Below are 15,859 nucleotides of genomic sequence, written 5' to 3'. Positions count from 1 at the left end.
AAATTTGGTTTAATCCAAACCTAAAAATTCAAATAATGAACGGCCGCCTCAGAAAAAGCGCTCGATTGTTCGAGTTCCCATTTCATCCCTTTGCTCAGTCGGTCCAGAACGCCTAATAGATCATTCACCTTGCATACGATCCGCTCCTGCTCGGCGACTGGAGGCAGTGCAACGGGAAAGCCGGATAAGGATTGACCCGTGAGGTGCCTAATCGTGGCACCAGTGAAAGCTCCGCTGAGCCGCCCGGACCCAGCATCCGCTTGAATGTGAACCATGTAGAAGGCTGAATTGATTCCACCCATGGGCCTAGCTCGGTGACAGGCTTTCTGGATCACAATCGAATCCTCGGAATCCCATACCGCACATCTCCCAGGTTCGCCCCCTTCACACAATACAAGGTCGCCTCGGACGACGGAGACATCATCCAGTTCGGATTCCTCGATGCGCATCATCGAGAGATCGGTGAGATCGAACCAGCCCCATCGCACATTCGCGTTGCGAAGGTATGGTCGAGGAATTCCACGGTTCTTGCTTTTGTCGAGCATCTTGCCCAAGCGGCAATCGAAGAGGTCTCCGAATCGAACCCATTCCCATGACCGTGGTAACGCAAAGGCCCTTTCAGTCTCTGTGACCGGAACAATCGGGCTTGGCTTCCCGGCCTTGCGTTCCTTCGATTTACGCGCCCACTCGTTCCGGAGCCGAGCGAAAGCCACGGCAGCGGGCTCTGCAGATTCATCCTCGGGCAGCAACCTTCCACGAATCGCAAGCTGAAGAATCGCCTGCCGCAGGGGGGCGACATCCTCGTGTGTCGCGAAGAGTTCCTGGAATCGTTCCTGAATGCGGAGCCAGGCGGTTTCGACGTCTTCGGGGGTGGGGGCTTCGCGTAGGGCGGCCAGGGCGGAATCGCGGGCGGCGGTGCGGGCGGCTTCGCGGTCCTGGCGCTTGGCCTCTAGGCGGTCCAGCAGGGCCATCAATTCGTCCACGCGAGCGACTATGCGGCGCTGCTCGCCGGTTGGTGGGAGAGGAAGCAATGCACTCTCTAGTTTGGTGAGTGTGACTCGAGGGATCCCGACTCCAGCCATTTGGTCGCGGAGCTGTTCAAAGAAGAATCCAGAACGAATCGCATAACAAGCAAACCAAGGAACAATGCCGTCAGGAGTCTTTAAGAGACCAACGCTTGATAAAAGCGAAAAGGGTTCAGTGAGGTCATTTACGGTCACTACGCCAGTAGTCGCGCCGTCTTTGATGTAGAGGATATCTCCTGGCTCTGGATTACATCGTGAGTAAATCTCATCATGAATCGCCTTGGAGACGTAAGTAACACCGGAAAGCATTACCCCGCTGGGTTTGATATTTTTCGCCGTGACATATAGGAAGTTACCCGAAGAGCCATTTGGCGGTGAATGGTGTGTCCCGTCAGTGATCTTCAGGAATACATCAGTGAGGCGAGTCCACATCCAGCCTGAAGGTAATTCATATGGAAGGTCCGAGTTGGTGATCGGTTCCGATGCCTTCACTCGTTTGAGAGTCCCTTCTTTCACTTGCCGCAGCTTCTCGGTCTTAATTCGCTTCACCAAATGTTCAGCCGATTCCTCATCAGGGTCCTGTTCTACTAGCTTCCCCCGCACCGCCAGTTCCAGTACCAGTTCTCTCAAACGCTGGATGCCATTGGGCGCCTCTGCTAGGGTCTCGAAGTTCGCCAGCAGGTCATGGGGGGTCACTGGTCGCCCCGCAGCAGGCACGCGGCCAGGGCGGTTTTCAGTTCTCCCCGAATTCGGTCAGCCTCAGCCCGTGCCTGGGTGTAGCGCTCCAGCAGCACATCCGGGTCTTCATGGGTGTCCTGAGGGGCGTTGGGGTTCTTCAGGTCCAGGTTGTAGTTCCGTGCCTTGAGGTCCTCCACCGACACCCGCCAGGCGCGCTCATGCTCGACGCGCTTGTCCCACCAGGCGATCTCGGGGGCGAACTCCTCGAAGCGCATGGGCTTCGTCTTGGAGTAGGACTTGTAGCCTTCGGGGTAGGGGTGCTCGTAGTACCAGACATCCTTGGTGGGCTCGCCCTTGGTGAAGAAGAGCAGGTTGGTCTGGATGCTGGTGTAGGGCGCGAAGACCCCCTTGGGGAACCGCACGATGGTGTGCAGGTTGCAGGTGGTGAGCAGGTCTTCCTTGATGCGGGTCTTGATGCCCTCGCCGAAGAGGGTGCCATCCGGCAGCACCACGGCCGCCCGGCCGGTGTCCTTCAGCAGGGTCATGATGAGCACCAGGAAGAGGTCGGCGGTTTCCCGGGTGCGGTAGCCGCTGGGGAAGTTCAGCTCGATGCCATCCTCCTCCATGCCGCCGAAGGGCGGGTTGGTGAGGATGATGTCCACCCGATCCTTGGGGCCGTATTCCCGCAGGGGGCGGCTGAGGGTGTTGTCGTGACGGATCTGGGTGGGGATCTCGATGCCGTGCACGATCATGTTGGTGGTGCAGAGCAGGTGCGGCAGAGGCTTCTTCTCCACGCCACGGATGTTGGCCTGGATCTGGCGCTCCTGGTCGGGGGTCTTGGCTTGCTTGCGGAGGTGCTCGATGGCGCAGGCCAGGAAGCCACCGGTGCCGCAGGCAGGATCCAGGATAGTTTCACCCAGCTTGGGGTTGATCCGATTCACGGCGAATTCGGTGACAGCCCTGGGCGTGTAGTACTCGCCCGCGTTGCCAGCACTCTGGAGGTCGCGTAGCAGACTTTCGTAAATCTCCCCGAAGAGGTGCCGGTTCCGGGAATCGTTGAAATCGATGTCCGACTGCACCCGGTTGATGACCTGGCGCAGCAGGGTGCCGTTCTTCATGTACTGGTAGGCGTCCTCGAAGACGCTGCGGATGAGTTGGCGGCGCCGGCGCAGCAGGTCCGCCTGTCGGGCCGCGGCACTGTCCCCCTCGACCTTGGGCCCCACCTCCAGGCCCTTCAGGGCCGGGAACAGAGTGTTGTTGGCGAAGTCCAGCAGGCCGTCCCCGGTGATCCCTTCGGGATTCGCCGCCCAGGATCGCCAGCGGAGGTCCTTGGCCGTGCGAGTGTCTTCCCCTTCCTGCCAGCGGACGTTCACCAGGGGGCTCTGGAAGCCGGGTTCGACAAGTTCCTGTTCCTGCTCCCGGTCATCCCAAATCTTCAGGAAGAACAGCCAGACGAGCTGGCCGATGCGCTGGGCATCGCCATCCACGCCGACATCTTTGCGCATGATGTCCTGGATGGCTTTGACGGTGGTGCTGAGAGACATGGGATTCCTTCGGGTAATGCAGGCCAGGTGAGCCTAGCCGGTGGGAATGGACACTGGACGTCGAATCAGCCGGCCGGAGTGTAGAGGGCGGTTTCAAGGTCCCGCAGGGCCTGGTCGAACTGGGGTTTGCCGCCAAAGGCGCGCACCAGCTCCACGGGGGTGCCCAGGTCGCTGAGGGGCTTCAGGCGAAGGATCTGGCCGTCCTCCACGGACTCGATCCCGGAATCGGCGTACTTGTCCAGGAGGGCGTTCAGGACCGCCTGAGCCTGGGGGCCGTACTTCGTGAAGACATCCCGCTTCCGGACCTGGTCGGCCCGTTCCTTCCGGGTCAGAGGGGGGCGGTCGTAGACGACATGGCAGATGAGATCGAAGGGATCCAGGTCCTTGCCCACCTGCTCCTGGAGATCCTCCAGCAGGATCCCCTGCTCGCGCAGCTCCTGGAGGATGGTGTCCTTCCGGTCGGCCTCAGACCACCGCCCCAGGAAGGCATCTAGGCTGGCGAACTGCTTCCTGACGCTGGCGCGGGTGTAATCCTTCAGGGATTCGGTGATCAGCCGCCCGTCGGGGCCCAGATACTGCACCCGCTCGGCGATGACCTTCACCGTGACATTGCTGACGCGGTAGACCACCCGAGGGTCCACCGGCTCCCCAGGACCCTCCGGACCTTCGGGACCGCCGGGGTATTCGCCCTCCGGGCCTTCAATGTCATCCGGCGGCACCACATCGCCGCCGTCCGGGGGTTCGTAGACCACTTCGGGCAACCCATCGAACTCGGGATCGGCGAACTGCCGGGTGGCGCCCCGGAAATCCAGAATGGTGAACCAGAGCTTGCCGGCGTCCTCCAGGATGCGGCTGCCGCGGCCCACGATCTGCTTGAACTCGATGGAGGACTGGATGAACTGGTCCAGGACAATGAGCTTGCAGGGCTTGGTGTCCACGCCGGTGGTGAGCAGCTTGGAGGTGGTGGCGATGACGGGGTATCGCTTCTCCCCGTGCATGAAGTCGTCCAGCCGATCCGTCCCTTCGGGGCTGTCGCCGGTCATCCGGACCACAAAGCGGGCCTCGTGGCCCCGTTCCTCCGGCAGGAACTCCGGGATCAGGTTCACGAAGGCGCTGCGCATGCGCTCGGCGTGGGCGATGTCCTCACAGAACACGATGGTCTTGCCGTAGGGATCCACGCCCTTCAGGTATTCCATGACCCGGCGGGCCACGGTCATCGCACGCTGGGTGAGGATCAGGTCGCGGTCCATGTCGGCCTGGTTGAATTCCCGATCCTCGATGAGCTTCCCCTCGTCGTCCCGCTGGCCCGCCATGGGGCGCCAGCCCAGCAGGTCCCGGTCCAGCCCAACCCGGACCACCTTGTAGGGCGCCAGGAATCCGTCTTCGATGCCCTGACGCAAGGAGTAGGTGTAGAGAGGATCCCCAAAGTAGGTCTGGGTGGAGACGTCCTTGGTTTCCTTCGGAGTGGCCGTCAGGCCAAGGTGAACCGCCCCATTGAAGTAGTCCAGGATCTCCCGCCAGGCGCTGTCGGCACGGGCGCTGCCGCGGTGGCACTCGTCCACCACCACCAGATCGAAGAAGCCTGGGCTGAACTGCCGGTAGATGTTCTGGGCTTCTTCCGTGCCGGTGACGGACTGGTAGAGCGCCAGGTAGATTTCGTAAGAGGTGTCCACCTGCCGGTTGGTGATGCGGGTCATGGCCTTGCCGAAAGGGGCGAAGTCGTTCCGGTAGGTCTGCCCCAGGATGGCGTCCCGATCCACCAGGAAGAGGATCCGCTTGGCCTGGCCGCTCTTCCACAGGCGCCAGATCAAATGGAAGGCGGTGAGGGTCTTCCCGGTGCCCGTGGCCATGACCAGAAGTAGCCTGCGCTGGCCCCGGGCAATGGCCTCGATGGCCCGCTGCACGGCCACCCGCTGGAAGTAGCGAAGCTCCTTGCCATCGGCGTCCAGGTAGGGCTGGGTGGTCGCCAGCTTGGCCCCGTCGTCGTCGAGCCCCTTCCATGCGCAGTAGCGTCGCCACAGCTCGTCCGGGGTCGGGAACGCGCTCATGGCGACTTCCCGTTCGACGGAATCCCCTGCCCCGGTGCGATCGTGGATCAGGAAGCCGTTACCGTTGCTGCTGATGGCGAAGGGGGCATCCATGTCCTCGGCGTAGGCCAAGGCCTGTTGCATGCCTGCCCCGACGGTGTGGCTGGCGTCCTTCGCCTCAACCACCGCCAGGGGAATGCCCGCCCGGTAGGACAGCACATAGTCCGCCCGCTTCCGCTTCTTGCCCCGGCTGGCCATGCGGCCCTGGACCCAAATACGGCCCGCGGTGTAGGTGACTTCTCGGCGAACCTGCGTCGCCCCATCCCACCCGGCCGTCAGGATGGCCGGGGTGATGAACTGATCGCAGATGTCGGATTCCGTGAGTTGGAAGTTGTCCATGGGCAGCAATGGATGGCAAGGTCGTGGATCCAGATAAACGACCATGGTGGCGGGTTCAAAAGAGTCTACCTGTCGGGGGGTGGCGGCCGCATCCCAATTCGAATCATGGATTTCATGCAACTGCAGGGTGAACGAGGGAAACGAAATGCAAAATTCAGATACGCTTCCGATTCGTTCACAGCGTAGATGCTGCTCAACGCCTGGCCTATTACCTCTTTGAGGGGAGGGCTCAATGAATCTCGGGCGAGGTCTCCAGTCGAATTCCAGGTCCCGACCGCGGGAATCCAAGTGAACGGGAAAGCAACCGCGGACCAGGTGTTGGTGTGATTAGTGGGTCAGGTGATCCAGAGGAATGATGGGTCTGCCTTAGACCGGAAAAGGGGGGCTCAAGCAATGAAATTTTGCATTAACCAGTTATTATTCAATCACAACCAAGTGAATTGAATTCATGGTAAAAAACGAGATTAAACAGAAAAAACAGGCATTTCAAATTTTTGGGAGACCATGTGATGTGCAGCGGTTCAGCACAGAAGGATCCCCATGGACATTTCCCCTGTTATTGGGATGGCAATCACCCTGGTGGCAACCGGGGCAACCGAAACGCGGGAAGGGATTGAAGCCTTCTTGACCCAGTTCATGAAAATGCTTTCACCCTCGGCTACAGGTACTTGGAGCGAAATCTTCAAGCTGCTTGGGAGGCAGCATCCCGGCCCGGGCCGATTCCTGATTCTCGATGGAGCCTTCCTTGCAATCATGGGGGCAGACGATCCAATCAACTGGTTGATCTCATGGTTACGGGTCATTTCCGCAGCCGAAATTCATCCCATTTCCATGCCGCTGTGTGCATTGAATCTGAGTGATGGGTTCAGACGTGCAACCCTCGATGCGTATAATTACTGTTTTCCAGATGCCACAAAATTTCCAATGATCATCCTTGACGAAATAAGCCTCCTAAGGGGTCCGATCGATACTGTTCAAATTGAATTACCGCCTCATAGTTCAGTTGCCAACCTGGTAAGCAGCGTGGACCTAAAGGTTGGGGAACGAAGCCCCGGCACCGTTCGTTCCATTGGATCGGGTTGGTGTGTTCATGGCTTACGATTCTTAGAAATGCCATCATTAATGTACATTGATTCGAACTTTATAGTTCTTAATCATTTATATTTATTCGGAGTAAAGAATATTCGTACAATCGGGGATGGATCCAGGGTAGGTGGGTTTACAATGGTTTTGGCAAATAACAAGCAAGGTTGGTCGAGTGCACGACACAAGCTTCCCAAAGGGAATTGGGAAACCGGCGTCGGGATCAGGATGTTTGGACGGGATATGTCTTGGCGACGATCACTTGCGATTCGAATTGTTGATGAAGGACTTAAGGATCCAATCATTCTTCCTGATAGTTTAGGTTATTTTGAATGGTTCTGGTATTAACAGCCTGATTGATTTGACACATCTATTGCACCATTTTAGGTATTTTAAACGATATTAATGTCATATTAATATAAAGGTTTCATTCATCTGGAATTGGCGAAACCAATGATCCTTGTGACGGTTGGGAATGGAATGGAATGGAATGGAATGCAATCAGAGGAGTGAATTCCATGCCTAGGGAGGATTGCTGGCGCAATCCTACTGGTTTTTCGGACCGCCTCAAGCTCCCAGGGGTAGGCAACCCGTTATTGATCCTTTGGTGAGTCCCGGAAGATGGTCGCAACCGGATGAGCCGAGTAGTCGGACATTTTCCTGGTGGATGCGTTCACCGCGCATCGTAGCCCCTCCCCCTTCCCCAACCACGGCGGATCCCGCTTCACCCGGCTGGTCACGCCTCCCGAAAATTCGCCCCGTCTACCCGGCAATCGGCCTCACGGCCTGCGGGTCCGCGGAGCACGAATTTGCCAGGAGGAGTTTCCATTCGGCCAGCCGCCAGCCGGGCTCGCCTTGGGTGCTCCCCATGGTGGGGTTGAGGAGGTGATATGAAACCTGAAGCAGAACGTCGTCCGATCATCGTTGAAGATGAGGTCGTCAACCCGGACAACTTGCGCGCCGCGGATGCCGGCGTTGATGTTCGCACCTGGCGCGAAGCAATGCTGCTGGCGCCCATGCTTCACGAGAACCCCTTGGATCGTGCCGTGGAATTTCTTCGCATCACGGGTGGGTTGGGCCGTTTCCTTTCTTCGACGCCGGCGGACCTTGAAGCTCTGGGGCTGGAAGAAGTTGAGGTCGCCAGGATCCACGCCCTTCCCACCCTTGCAGCGAAGCTTCTGAACCACCACTACCAAACTGGTGACCTTTCGACTCGAAAGCAGCTCGCCGACGAGATCCGCCTGCGTGCAATCCAAACGGGCTGGGACACCGCCAAGGTCCTGGTGATGGGCTGGACCGAGGGAAGTCGCCGAGTTCTGGACCGGATCCTCTTTGAAGGTCACCCAAAAACAATCTCGATCGATGCCCAGCATGCGGTGCGTCTGGCTCTGACCGCCAACGTGGCGGCGTTCGCCCTGGTCGTGTGGTCCCCAGAGCCGATCTCCCTGACGGGCTGCAATTTCCAGCGGGCTGCCGACGACCTTCGCATGGCAGGAGCATTCTTCAAGCTGACGGCCACGGATTTCCTGGTCCTTACCCGCGACGGTTACATTTCCCTGGCGGTCGAGGACCAATGGATCGAATGAGTCGGGCAACGTGCAATCAGGGCCCTGGGAGCAATATGGGCTGGTACATGCACCTAGGCGGGACCGCCCCGACGCCGCTTCAACAATCGCCAGTTGGTTGTTACCTGAGTCCGTGAAGCATTCCGCTCCCACCATAGCGAAGACTGAGACCTGGCGCGGGTTTGCGGCATCCTGATTCCGAGTGGCCGGTTTCACCCGCGGGGTGAAAGCAGATGCGGATCAAGTTCGTGAAATCGGAGAAGCTGGACCTGCTGTCGGGCGCGGGGCTGAACCTGTTGGGCCAGATCCTGGAGCGGCACACTACGCTTCGCCGGGACCTGAACCGCCAGTTCCTGAAGCAGCCGCACGGCCTGGGCACCGGCGATGTGGTGACGGCCTATCGAAACAAGCTTGTCCCGATATCCAGCAACGAAGCCTGGAAGACCATCCATTGAAAGAGGAAGGAAGTGAGCAAGTAAGACTTTGGGAGCCAAGGATCGAAGGCTCAAATCATTTCGCCCCGACCACAAGACAGTCATAACATCGATTTTTGCAATACCTGAAAGCCTAGTCGCGCAAGTGGCCGGACTCTTCCCTGTCAGGCAGATGTCCCCAAATGTAAACGTAAGTCCAATGGGAGCTTCTGATGTAGTCGATCTCATACCAGACCGATCAACCCAGTGGCCCAAGGAGAGAACCTCACATGGCCTGGATTGAGGCCCTTGTTGGGAACCTTGTATTCTGGGTCAAAGGAATGAGTTTGGCGCACTTTGCAATAACGCTGGCGCCTTGGGATAAAGCCTCGAAGGCGTATTCTCCTTACGCTTGGGTCCATGGGGCGACACCCGCCCACTCACCCAGGAGGCCAGCATGACCCAGCCCGTAGCCCTCATCACCGGCGGCGCCACCGGAATCGGCAAGGAGACCGCCAAGATCCTTGCCGCCAAGGGCGCCATCGTCTACATCAGCGGACGCCGCAGCGACGTCGGAGAGGAGGCCGTGGCCGAGATCCGGGCGGCGGCTGCCGGGAGTGGCGGCGACGCCTTCTTCGTCCAGAACGACGTGGGCGACGAGGAAGCGGTCGCTAGCATGTTCTCCGACATCGTGTCCCGGCATGGACGCCTGGACATGGCCGTGAACAATGCGGGCATCAACACGGAGTCCAAGACCCTGGCGGATTCCGACACCCATGCCTTCCGGGCGATGCTGGAGACGAACGTGCTCGGGCTTTACCACTGCATGAAGCTCGAGATCCGGCAGATGCTCGCACAGGGGCACGGCTCCATCGTGAACCTGGCCTCCATCGCCGGGCTCAACGGGATTCCCTGGACCGGCACCTATGCCGCCACCAAGCACGCCGTCGTTGGCTTGACCAAGAGCGCCGCGCTCGACCACGCCACCCAGAACGTCCGTATCAACGCCGTCGCCCCCGGCGCCATCCACACCGACATCATCGACGCCTCCATCGCCCTCGGGGTTTACGACACATCTGCCATCGCGGCCATTCACCCCATGCAGCGGATGGGCAGGCCCGAGGAGGTCGCCCGCGCCATCTGCTGGCTGCTTTCCGACGAGGCTTCCTTCGTGACCGGCCACATCATGAACATCGACGGCGGCTTCCAGGCCAAGTAGACGTCCGATCTGCGGGAGGTTCCCCATGGCCATCCAGAGTGCAGACCAGGTCAAGATCCCGCAGGCCACCTGGATCGGGCTGACGGCCTTGGGCATCCGCCCGGCGGAGGCGCTCCGCCAGGCCCGGCTGCCCGCGGCCCTGGTGGCCAAGGGGAGTGCCCTCACCACGGAGCAGTTCTTCGGTCTTTGGCAGGCCATCGGCCAGCTCACGGCCGATCCCGCCGCCGGGATCAAGCTCGTCACGGGCATCGACCCTTCGCAGCTTCCGCCCTCCCTCATCGCGGCCTACCACGCCCGCGACCTCCGGGACGCCCTGGCCCGCGTGGCCCGGTTCAAGCACCTGTGCGCGCCGGAACTGCTCCATGTCACCGAGGATGGCGACACCTGCGTGGTCGAGCCGGAGTGGGTCCACGCGGATCGCGAGGTCCCCGGGCTTCTGGTGGATGCCACTTTCAGCTCCCTCGTCGAGCTGGCGCGGAAGGGAACCCGGACGGAGTTGCGGCCCGTTCGCGTGGAGCTGAAGCGAGACGGTGGTAAGTCCGAGGCGCAGCGCGAGTTCTACGGATGCCCCGTGCGCTTCCGGTCCACGGGAAACCGCCTCGTCTTCCGCCGGGAGGATCTGGACCTCCCCTTCGCCTCCTACAACGCGGAACTGGTGGAGATGCTCACGCCGCAACTGGAGCTGGCCTCGAAGGTCCCTTCGCCCAAGGCGACGGCTTCCGAACAGGTCAGGAGGCTCCTGCGCCAGTTCCTGTCCGCCGGAAGACCGGAGATCGAAGCCGTGGCGAAGGAGCTGGGCATGAGCGGGCGGACGCTGCAGAGGCGCATCACGGAGGAGGGGAGCACCTTCCGGGACCTGCTCTCCCAGGCCCGCCGGGAGCTGGCCCAGGAATACCTGGGGGATCCCACGCTGGACCTGAAGGAGATCGTCTACCTCCTCGGCTACGAGGACGCGCCATCCTTCTACCGCGCCTTTCGGCACTGGGAGGGGACGACGCCCGCCATCTGGAGATCCCGCAGATCGCGGGTCGAGCACGACCGCCTGGGGCCGTCACCGGGCCATTGATGAAAGGAGTGGAACGATGAACGACGCGAGGGTCCTCCAGTTGTCCCAGGCCATCCAACGGTATTTCGACGGGGAGAAGGGCGAGATGCTGGCCATCCTCGCCGGTTCGCTCGCGATGCTGATCCTGGCCGCGGGGCTGTTCATTCACTTCAGGGATGGCTTCGCCCGCGGCTTCGGGCTCGCCGTCCTGGCCGGGGTGTTGCTCTTCTCGAGCGCGGCCACCTCGCTCCTGCTGCGGGACCGGGCGCTCCAGGCCGTCCTGCTGGAGGAGCTGCGGTCCGGTGCCACTGAAGGGGTGGCCGCCCGGGAATCCGATCGCATCGGGGTGGTCATCTCGAAATACCCGGCCTACCGGTATGCCTCCGTGGTGCTGGGGGCGATCGCCCTGGCTGCTGCGGCCTGGATCTCACGTGGGTGGGTGATGGGGAGTGCCGTCGGTGTGCTGCTGATCGCCGCAGCCCAACTGACCATCGACCACTACTCGGAAGCCAGGGCTCGGGCCTACCTTCAGCAGGTATGGCATGGTTCAAGCGCAGCCCAGAGTTGAATTCACAGGAGTGGTGCGAGCGACTGTTACCGGAATAATGACCTTGAGGATCTGGTATACGAGACCCGTGTCCCTTCCTGTAACTCTAGTCGCCTCGCTGTCCACGGAAGCACCTGGACGGTCCATCACCCGAACTGGAGCGCAGCGAGTCTTGAACGACTTTGCTTCTCGGATCAGCACAGTCAATCTGGGCAATGCAACGGGACCCGAGGGCGTGATCACGACCACTGCAGGATCACCACCCCGTCCTGAAGATCCCCCACACCTCGAGCAGGGACAACTTCCCCAACCGTAAATCCCTGGCCCCGACGGCGAAAGGCGTCGGGGAAAACGACGGCCTCGACGAGTCCGGTTTCGTCCTCCAGGGTCACGAACTGCATCGGGAGGTCGTCCTTGGTGAGCACGAGCTTCTCGGCCACGACGAGCGCCCAGAAGCGGCTCTCATACCCGATCCGGTGGGCAACCTGCCCGGCGCGGTGGGGGTAGTCCTCCCCAGGGCGGAGCCCCCGGGTGAGCGCCGCCGGGTGTAGCTCAAGTGTGATACCCAGCAGATCCATCTCCTGGTTGGCCCTCTGCACCAGGCCGGTGGGCCTCGGCGCGACCCCCTTGGGCAGGCCGCCCACGCTGTCCCAGAGAAGGCGGGTGCGATCTCCATCGGGTGCCCACCGGTCGAAGGCCCCTGCCCTGGCCATCAGTTCCATGGCCTTGGCCGAGGTCTTGGCCCGGACCTGGAGGTCCTGGGGGTCATGGAAGACACCGCCCTCCCGCCTGGCATCCAACAGCCGTTCGAGGTCAGCCTTGGGTAAGCCTTTGATGAAGGAGAGTCCGACACGGAGGAGGTGGTCGCCGTCCGGGGCATACCCGCCGTCGCTCTCGTTCACGTCCGGGCCCAGGACCTTCACCCCGTGGCGCCGGGCGTCCCCCAGGTAGGCGATGGCAGGGTAGAACCCGCCCTGGTTGTTGATGACGGCGGCGTAGAACGGCGCGGGGTGATGCGCCTTGATCCAGCCGCTCTCGTAGCTCACCCGGGCGTAGCTGGCGGAGTGCGGCTTGCAGAACGAGTACCCCGTGAAGGTCTCGATCATCGACCAGACCTCCTCGGCTCCCTTTTCGGGGATCCCGTTGCTCCGGCACCCCTCCATGAAAGCGGCCTTGTAGTCGGGGACCCGGGCGGCGTGGTCCTTCTTCCCAAGGGCCTTCCTCAGCTTGTCAGCCTGCTTGTAGGTGAACCCGGCCATGCCTTGGGCCACCCGCATCACGTCCTCCTGGTAGACGAGGACGCCGTAGCTCTCGCTCAGGAGATCGTCCAGCGAGGGGTGGATGGGCTCGTAGGGCTCGCCCTTGGTGCGGGAGACGTAGGCGTCCACCCAGCGGTTCGCGGCGGGCCTGATCAGCGAGCTGTGGATGGTCAGATGCTCGTAGTCGCCTCTACCTACGCGCTGTTGAAGGATCCGACTGGCCGGGCTCTCCACGTAGAAGACGCCGATGGTGTCCCCCCGGGCCATGAGGTCCTGGGTGACTTCGTCCTGTTCGGGGAACCACGTGCGGCGTTCAGGGGCCTCGCCCCGGGCCTCCAGGACCGCGAGGCCGTCGCGGACGACCGCGAGGGACCGGTTGCCCAGGAGGTCCAGCTTCACCAGCCCGTAGGACTCCACGCCGTCCTTCTCCCACTGGAGGATCGAGACGCCGTCCTTCGCCGGGGCGGGCTGGCTGGGCGCGTGCTCCCACAGGGGGCCGGGAGTGATGACGGTGCCGCCGGGGTGGACCGACAGGAGGTGAGGCTGGCCGACGAGGCGGGTGGCCATCTGGATGATGTCCGGCCAGGGCTCGGGCATCGGGGCGTCGGTGCGGGTCGTCCGACCGAGCTTCACGGACAGCCCGGCCTCGTCCTCCCAGCCCCAGGTCCGCAGCCGCTTCGACATCCTGGCGATCTCGCTCTCGGGTCGGCAGTGGAGCTTGGCGACCTCGCGGATGGCTGCCCGGGGCTGGAACATGTTGTGGTTCGCGACCATGGCGACGTGGTCGCGCCCGAACGTCTCGAACACCCACTTGAGCACGTCGTCCCGCTCGTCCCATGCGAAGTCCACGTCAAGATCGGGTGGGTCCTCCCGGTCCTCGTTCAGGAACCGCTCGAACATCAAGTTGGCCCCGACGGGGTCCACGTTCGTGATCCCCAGCAGGTAGCTGAGAAGCGAGGCGGCTCCGCTCCCTCTCCCGCATGTACGAGAGGCGTTCCGCGTGATGGCCTGCATGACCAGGAAGTAGCCACCGAAGCCCTTCCGCAGGATCAGGTCCATCTCCTTCTCCAGGCGACGGTGGACCTTCGGGTCAGAGACCGCACCGTAGCGGCGTCGGATTCCCTCGCGGGCTTCGGCCCACAGCCGCTCGGCCAAGTCTTCGCCGGGGCCAAGATGCGGGGGGTTCGGCAGCACCCACTTCCCCCATGGCAAGGTCCACCCCGATAGCTGTGCTTCGAGGCGCCGAGTCCCCTCGTTCACCTCCTCGGATAGTCCCTGTTCCCATGTGGTGCAGGTCTTGGCGCCCAGGCGCGGCTCCCAGTAGTCCTTGGGCTTCAGATCCTGGAGCATCGCGTTCATCGCGATCGCCCGCTTCACCTTGTGAATGGCCAACCCCTCCGACTTCAGGAACCGCAGCACCTGGGGGCCCGCCACGGCGATGCCCTCGGCGCGGGCCCGCTGGGCGACCTGCCAGCCACCGGCCCCGATGAGGATGGCGACCAGTCCGGTGGCCGGGGCTTCATCGCGGAGCTGCAACGCGACGCCCCACCTGTCAGCTAGGAGCACGCAGCTCCCAGGCCACACCCAGGACCGCCCGTGGGCCTTGTCCGTCAGGGCCTTGTTCATCCCGGTGTAGCCCTCGCCGTCCAGCGGGAGAACGTAGACCTCACCATCACCCAGCGGCAGGCGACAGCCGACGTGGAGCCGGAGGCCGAGCTTGTCGGCGGCCTCGCGCATCCGGGGCAGGCCGTGGAGCCCACGGTCCACCAAGGCGAGGTCGGTGTAGCCGAGGCGGAGCGCGAGCTTCCCCAGGTCCTCGGGGAGGTAGACCCCCTCCATGAGGGAGTAGGCGGAGACGCCGAGGGCGAGCGCCATGACCTACGCCCCCTTCCGGAGGGCCTGCTGGCCGAAGCGACGGTGGAGTCGAAGGGCAGTTGCTTCGAGCGCCAGCCTCTTCTGGACGTGGTCCTCGGCGAGCAGGAGCGGGGTGCCGGGCGTCTGACCCAACCACGCTTCCAGCTCTAGGCGCTGGATGAGCACCCGCCGGGTGGCCTCGGCGATGAACTGAAGTTCGAGATCCCGGCAGGACGCCCACAGGTCCTCGCCGCTGAGGCCGAACGGCAACACGTGGTGGAGATCATCGACGTCCCACCAGGACAGGCGGAGGCGATGAACGAAGCGGCCATCCAGGCGCCACGCCCACGCCGCCTCCCAGACCCAGGAGGCCAATCCCAGGTCGTGCTTGTGAGCGGGAGGCATGATGACCTTCCGGAAGGTTTCGGACGCCTGAACGGTTTCCAGCGGAGGAAGGCGGTCCTGGTCCTCGCCTCGGGCCTGACGAAGCACCTGAAATGCCTCAGGTGCTGGGATGATCCGACCGAGTTCCTGGACCGCCATGGGCTGAACCTGGGCGACGCGGTGAAGCCCGAAATGCTGGAGCCGATCCCGCGACCGGACTTCCAGTGCGGACAGAGCCCCGAGGGGATAAGGGGCCAGAAATGATGCTTCCTGGCCGGCTTCGATCATCCGCACCTGATCCTCGGTTTTCGCCGCCAACCGGGAAGCGGAGAAGCTCTGGCTAAGCCCGCCGTGGGCACTCCACCCTGCCCCCTTCAGCAGATCGGACCGGAGCCGCTCAGCGGCATCGAGCGCCGGCCCATGAAGACGCTCGGTGCCCCGAAGGTCCACGAACCCCTCGCCAAAGCGCCCAAGGCGTCCCAGCGGACTGTAGGCCAGGAGATGCCGGCCTAAGCAGGCGCGGGCGTCCAACCAGGTCGAGGGCATGGGATCGAGCACAACCAAGCCGGGATCCTGGTGGAGGGCGATGTCCACGGGAATGCCTGGCTTCAACCCGGCCTTTCTGGCAATGCGATCCACCATCCAAAGCAGTGGAGTCCGACCCTGCTCAGGATTCCGGAACCCCAGGGGCCGCCCGATCAGCCCCGACTCGCGCTGCCGCGCGAGCTGGAACGGGAGCTCGGGAACCCACACCGCCAACATGGACAGACCTTAGACCCCACCGTGGGGGGATCCAAGAATGGCGAAATTTTGGCGA

At 62.3% G+C, this 15,859-nt stretch carries 11 protein-coding genes; 6 read left to right on the top strand and 5 right to left on the bottom strand.

Annotation, left to right across the window (positions count from 1 at the left end; translation table 11 throughout):
* Positions 1 to 20: 20 nt before the first annotated feature.
* The 3 genes from ML539_RS05140 to ML539_RS05130 form a co-directional block, all read right to left on the bottom strand.
* Positions 21 to 1,721, bottom strand: a complete 1,701-nt coding sequence (locus tag ML539_RS05140) for a restriction endonuclease subunit S (protein WP_243321290.1) — start codon at positions 1,719 to 1,721, stop codon at positions 21 to 23.
* Positions 1,718 to 3,247, bottom strand: coding sequence for a class I SAM-dependent DNA methyltransferase (locus ML539_RS05135; protein ID WP_243321288.1), 1,530 nt, complete (start codon positions 3,245 to 3,247; stop codon positions 1,718 to 1,720). The genes ML539_RS05140 and ML539_RS05135 overlap by 4 nt, the downstream gene beginning before the upstream one ends.
* A gap of 65 nt (positions 3,248 to 3,312) precedes the next feature.
* Complete coding sequence (locus tag ML539_RS05130; protein ID WP_243321285.1) at positions 3,313 to 5,673, bottom strand: DEAD/DEAH box helicase family protein; 2,361 nt, start codon at positions 5,671 to 5,673, stop codon at positions 3,313 to 3,315.
* Positions 5,674 to 6,213: 540 nt separating this feature from the next.
* Here ML539_RS05130 and ML539_RS05125 point away from each other — a divergent pair.
* The 6 genes from ML539_RS05125 to ML539_RS05100 all read left to right on the top strand — a co-directional run bounded on the left by ML539_RS05125 (position 6,214) and on the right by ML539_RS05100 (position 11,566).
* The gene (locus ML539_RS05125; protein WP_243321283.1) at positions 6,214 to 7,104 is read left to right on the top strand and encodes a hypothetical protein; all 891 of its coding nucleotides are present in this window, start codon (positions 6,214 to 6,216) and stop codon (positions 7,102 to 7,104) included.
* A 542-nt stretch (positions 7,105 to 7,646) separates the two neighbouring features.
* The gene (locus ML539_RS05120) at positions 7,647 to 8,342 is read left to right on the top strand and encodes a hypothetical protein (RefSeq protein WP_243321281.1); all 696 of its coding nucleotides are present in this window, start codon (positions 7,647 to 7,649) and stop codon (positions 8,340 to 8,342) included.
* 212 nt (positions 8,343 to 8,554) lie between these two features.
* Positions 8,555 to 8,776 carry a hypothetical protein gene (locus tag ML539_RS05115; protein ID WP_243321279.1) on the top strand — a complete coding sequence of 74 codons (222 nt, stop codon included), beginning with the start codon at positions 8,555 to 8,557 and terminating at the stop codon, positions 8,774 to 8,776.
* A gap of 415 nt (positions 8,777 to 9,191) precedes the next feature.
* Positions 9,192 to 9,953 carry a glucose 1-dehydrogenase gene (locus ML539_RS05110; RefSeq protein ID WP_243321277.1) on the top strand — a complete coding sequence of 254 codons (762 nt, stop codon included), beginning with the start codon at positions 9,192 to 9,194 and terminating at the stop codon, positions 9,951 to 9,953.
* Positions 9,954 to 9,978: 25 nt separating this feature from the next.
* Positions 9,979 to 11,019: an AraC family transcriptional regulator gene (locus ML539_RS05105; protein ID WP_243321275.1), complete on the top strand. Its 1,041-nt coding sequence runs from the start codon at positions 9,979 to 9,981 to the stop codon at positions 11,017 to 11,019.
* A 16-nt stretch (positions 11,020 to 11,035) separates the two neighbouring features.
* Positions 11,036 to 11,566, top strand: a complete 531-nt coding sequence (locus tag ML539_RS05100; protein ID WP_243321274.1) for a hypothetical protein — start codon at positions 11,036 to 11,038, stop codon at positions 11,564 to 11,566.
* A gap of 218 nt (positions 11,567 to 11,784) precedes the next feature.
* On the opposite strand, the gene ML539_RS05095 is transcribed toward ML539_RS05100, so the two are convergent.
* Complete coding sequence (locus ML539_RS05095; RefSeq protein WP_243321271.1) at positions 11,785 to 14,679, bottom strand: hypothetical protein; 2,895 nt, start codon at positions 14,677 to 14,679, stop codon at positions 11,785 to 11,787.
* A 3-nt stretch (positions 14,680 to 14,682) separates the two neighbouring features.
* Positions 14,683 to 15,804, bottom strand: coding sequence for a hypothetical protein (locus ML539_RS05090; protein ID WP_243321269.1), 1,122 nt, complete (start codon positions 15,802 to 15,804; stop codon positions 14,683 to 14,685).
* Positions 15,805 to 15,859: the final 55 nt, after the last annotated feature.

This window comes from Geothrix sp. SG200 (genome assembly GCF_022808935.1).
GTDB classification, from domain to species: Bacteria; Acidobacteriota; Holophagae; order Holophagales; family Holophagaceae; genus Geothrix; species Geothrix alkalitolerans.
The sequence above is the reverse complement of the archived record's forward strand: the minus strand, read 5'-3'. Positions and strand labels throughout refer to the sequence as shown.

Coding starts and splice junctions, on each gene's coding strand:
- ML539_RS05120 (WP_243321281.1), top strand. CDS start 7,647: ATGAAACCTGAAGCAGAACGTCGTCCGATCATCGTTGAAGATGAGGTC.
- ML539_RS05115 (WP_243321279.1), top strand. CDS start 8,555: ATGCGGATCAAGTTCGTGAAATCGGAGAAGCTGGACCTGCTGTCGGGC.
- ML539_RS05125 (WP_243321283.1), top strand. CDS start 6,214: ATGGACATTTCCCCTGTTATTGGGATGGCAATCACCCTGGTGGCAACC.
- ML539_RS05105 (WP_243321275.1), top strand. CDS start 9,979: ATGGCCATCCAGAGTGCAGACCAGGTCAAGATCCCGCAGGCCACCTGG.
- ML539_RS05100 (WP_243321274.1), top strand. CDS start 11,036: ATGAACGACGCGAGGGTCCTCCAGTTGTCCCAGGCCATCCAACGGTAT.
- ML539_RS05110 (WP_243321277.1), top strand. CDS start 9,192: ATGACCCAGCCCGTAGCCCTCATCACCGGCGGCGCCACCGGAATCGGC.
- ML539_RS05095 (WP_243321271.1), bottom strand. CDS start 14,679: ATGGCGCTCGCCCTCGGCGTCTCCGCCTACTCCCTCATGGAGGGGGTC.
- ML539_RS05130 (WP_243321285.1), bottom strand. CDS start 5,673: ATGGACAACTTCCAACTCACGGAATCCGACATCTGCGATCAGTTCATC.
- ML539_RS05090 (WP_243321269.1), bottom strand. CDS start 15,804: ATGTTGGCGGTGTGGGTTCCCGAGCTCCCGTTCCAGCTCGCGCGGCAG.
- ML539_RS05135 (WP_243321288.1), bottom strand. CDS start 3,247: ATGTCTCTCAGCACCACCGTCAAAGCCATCCAGGACATCATGCGCAAA.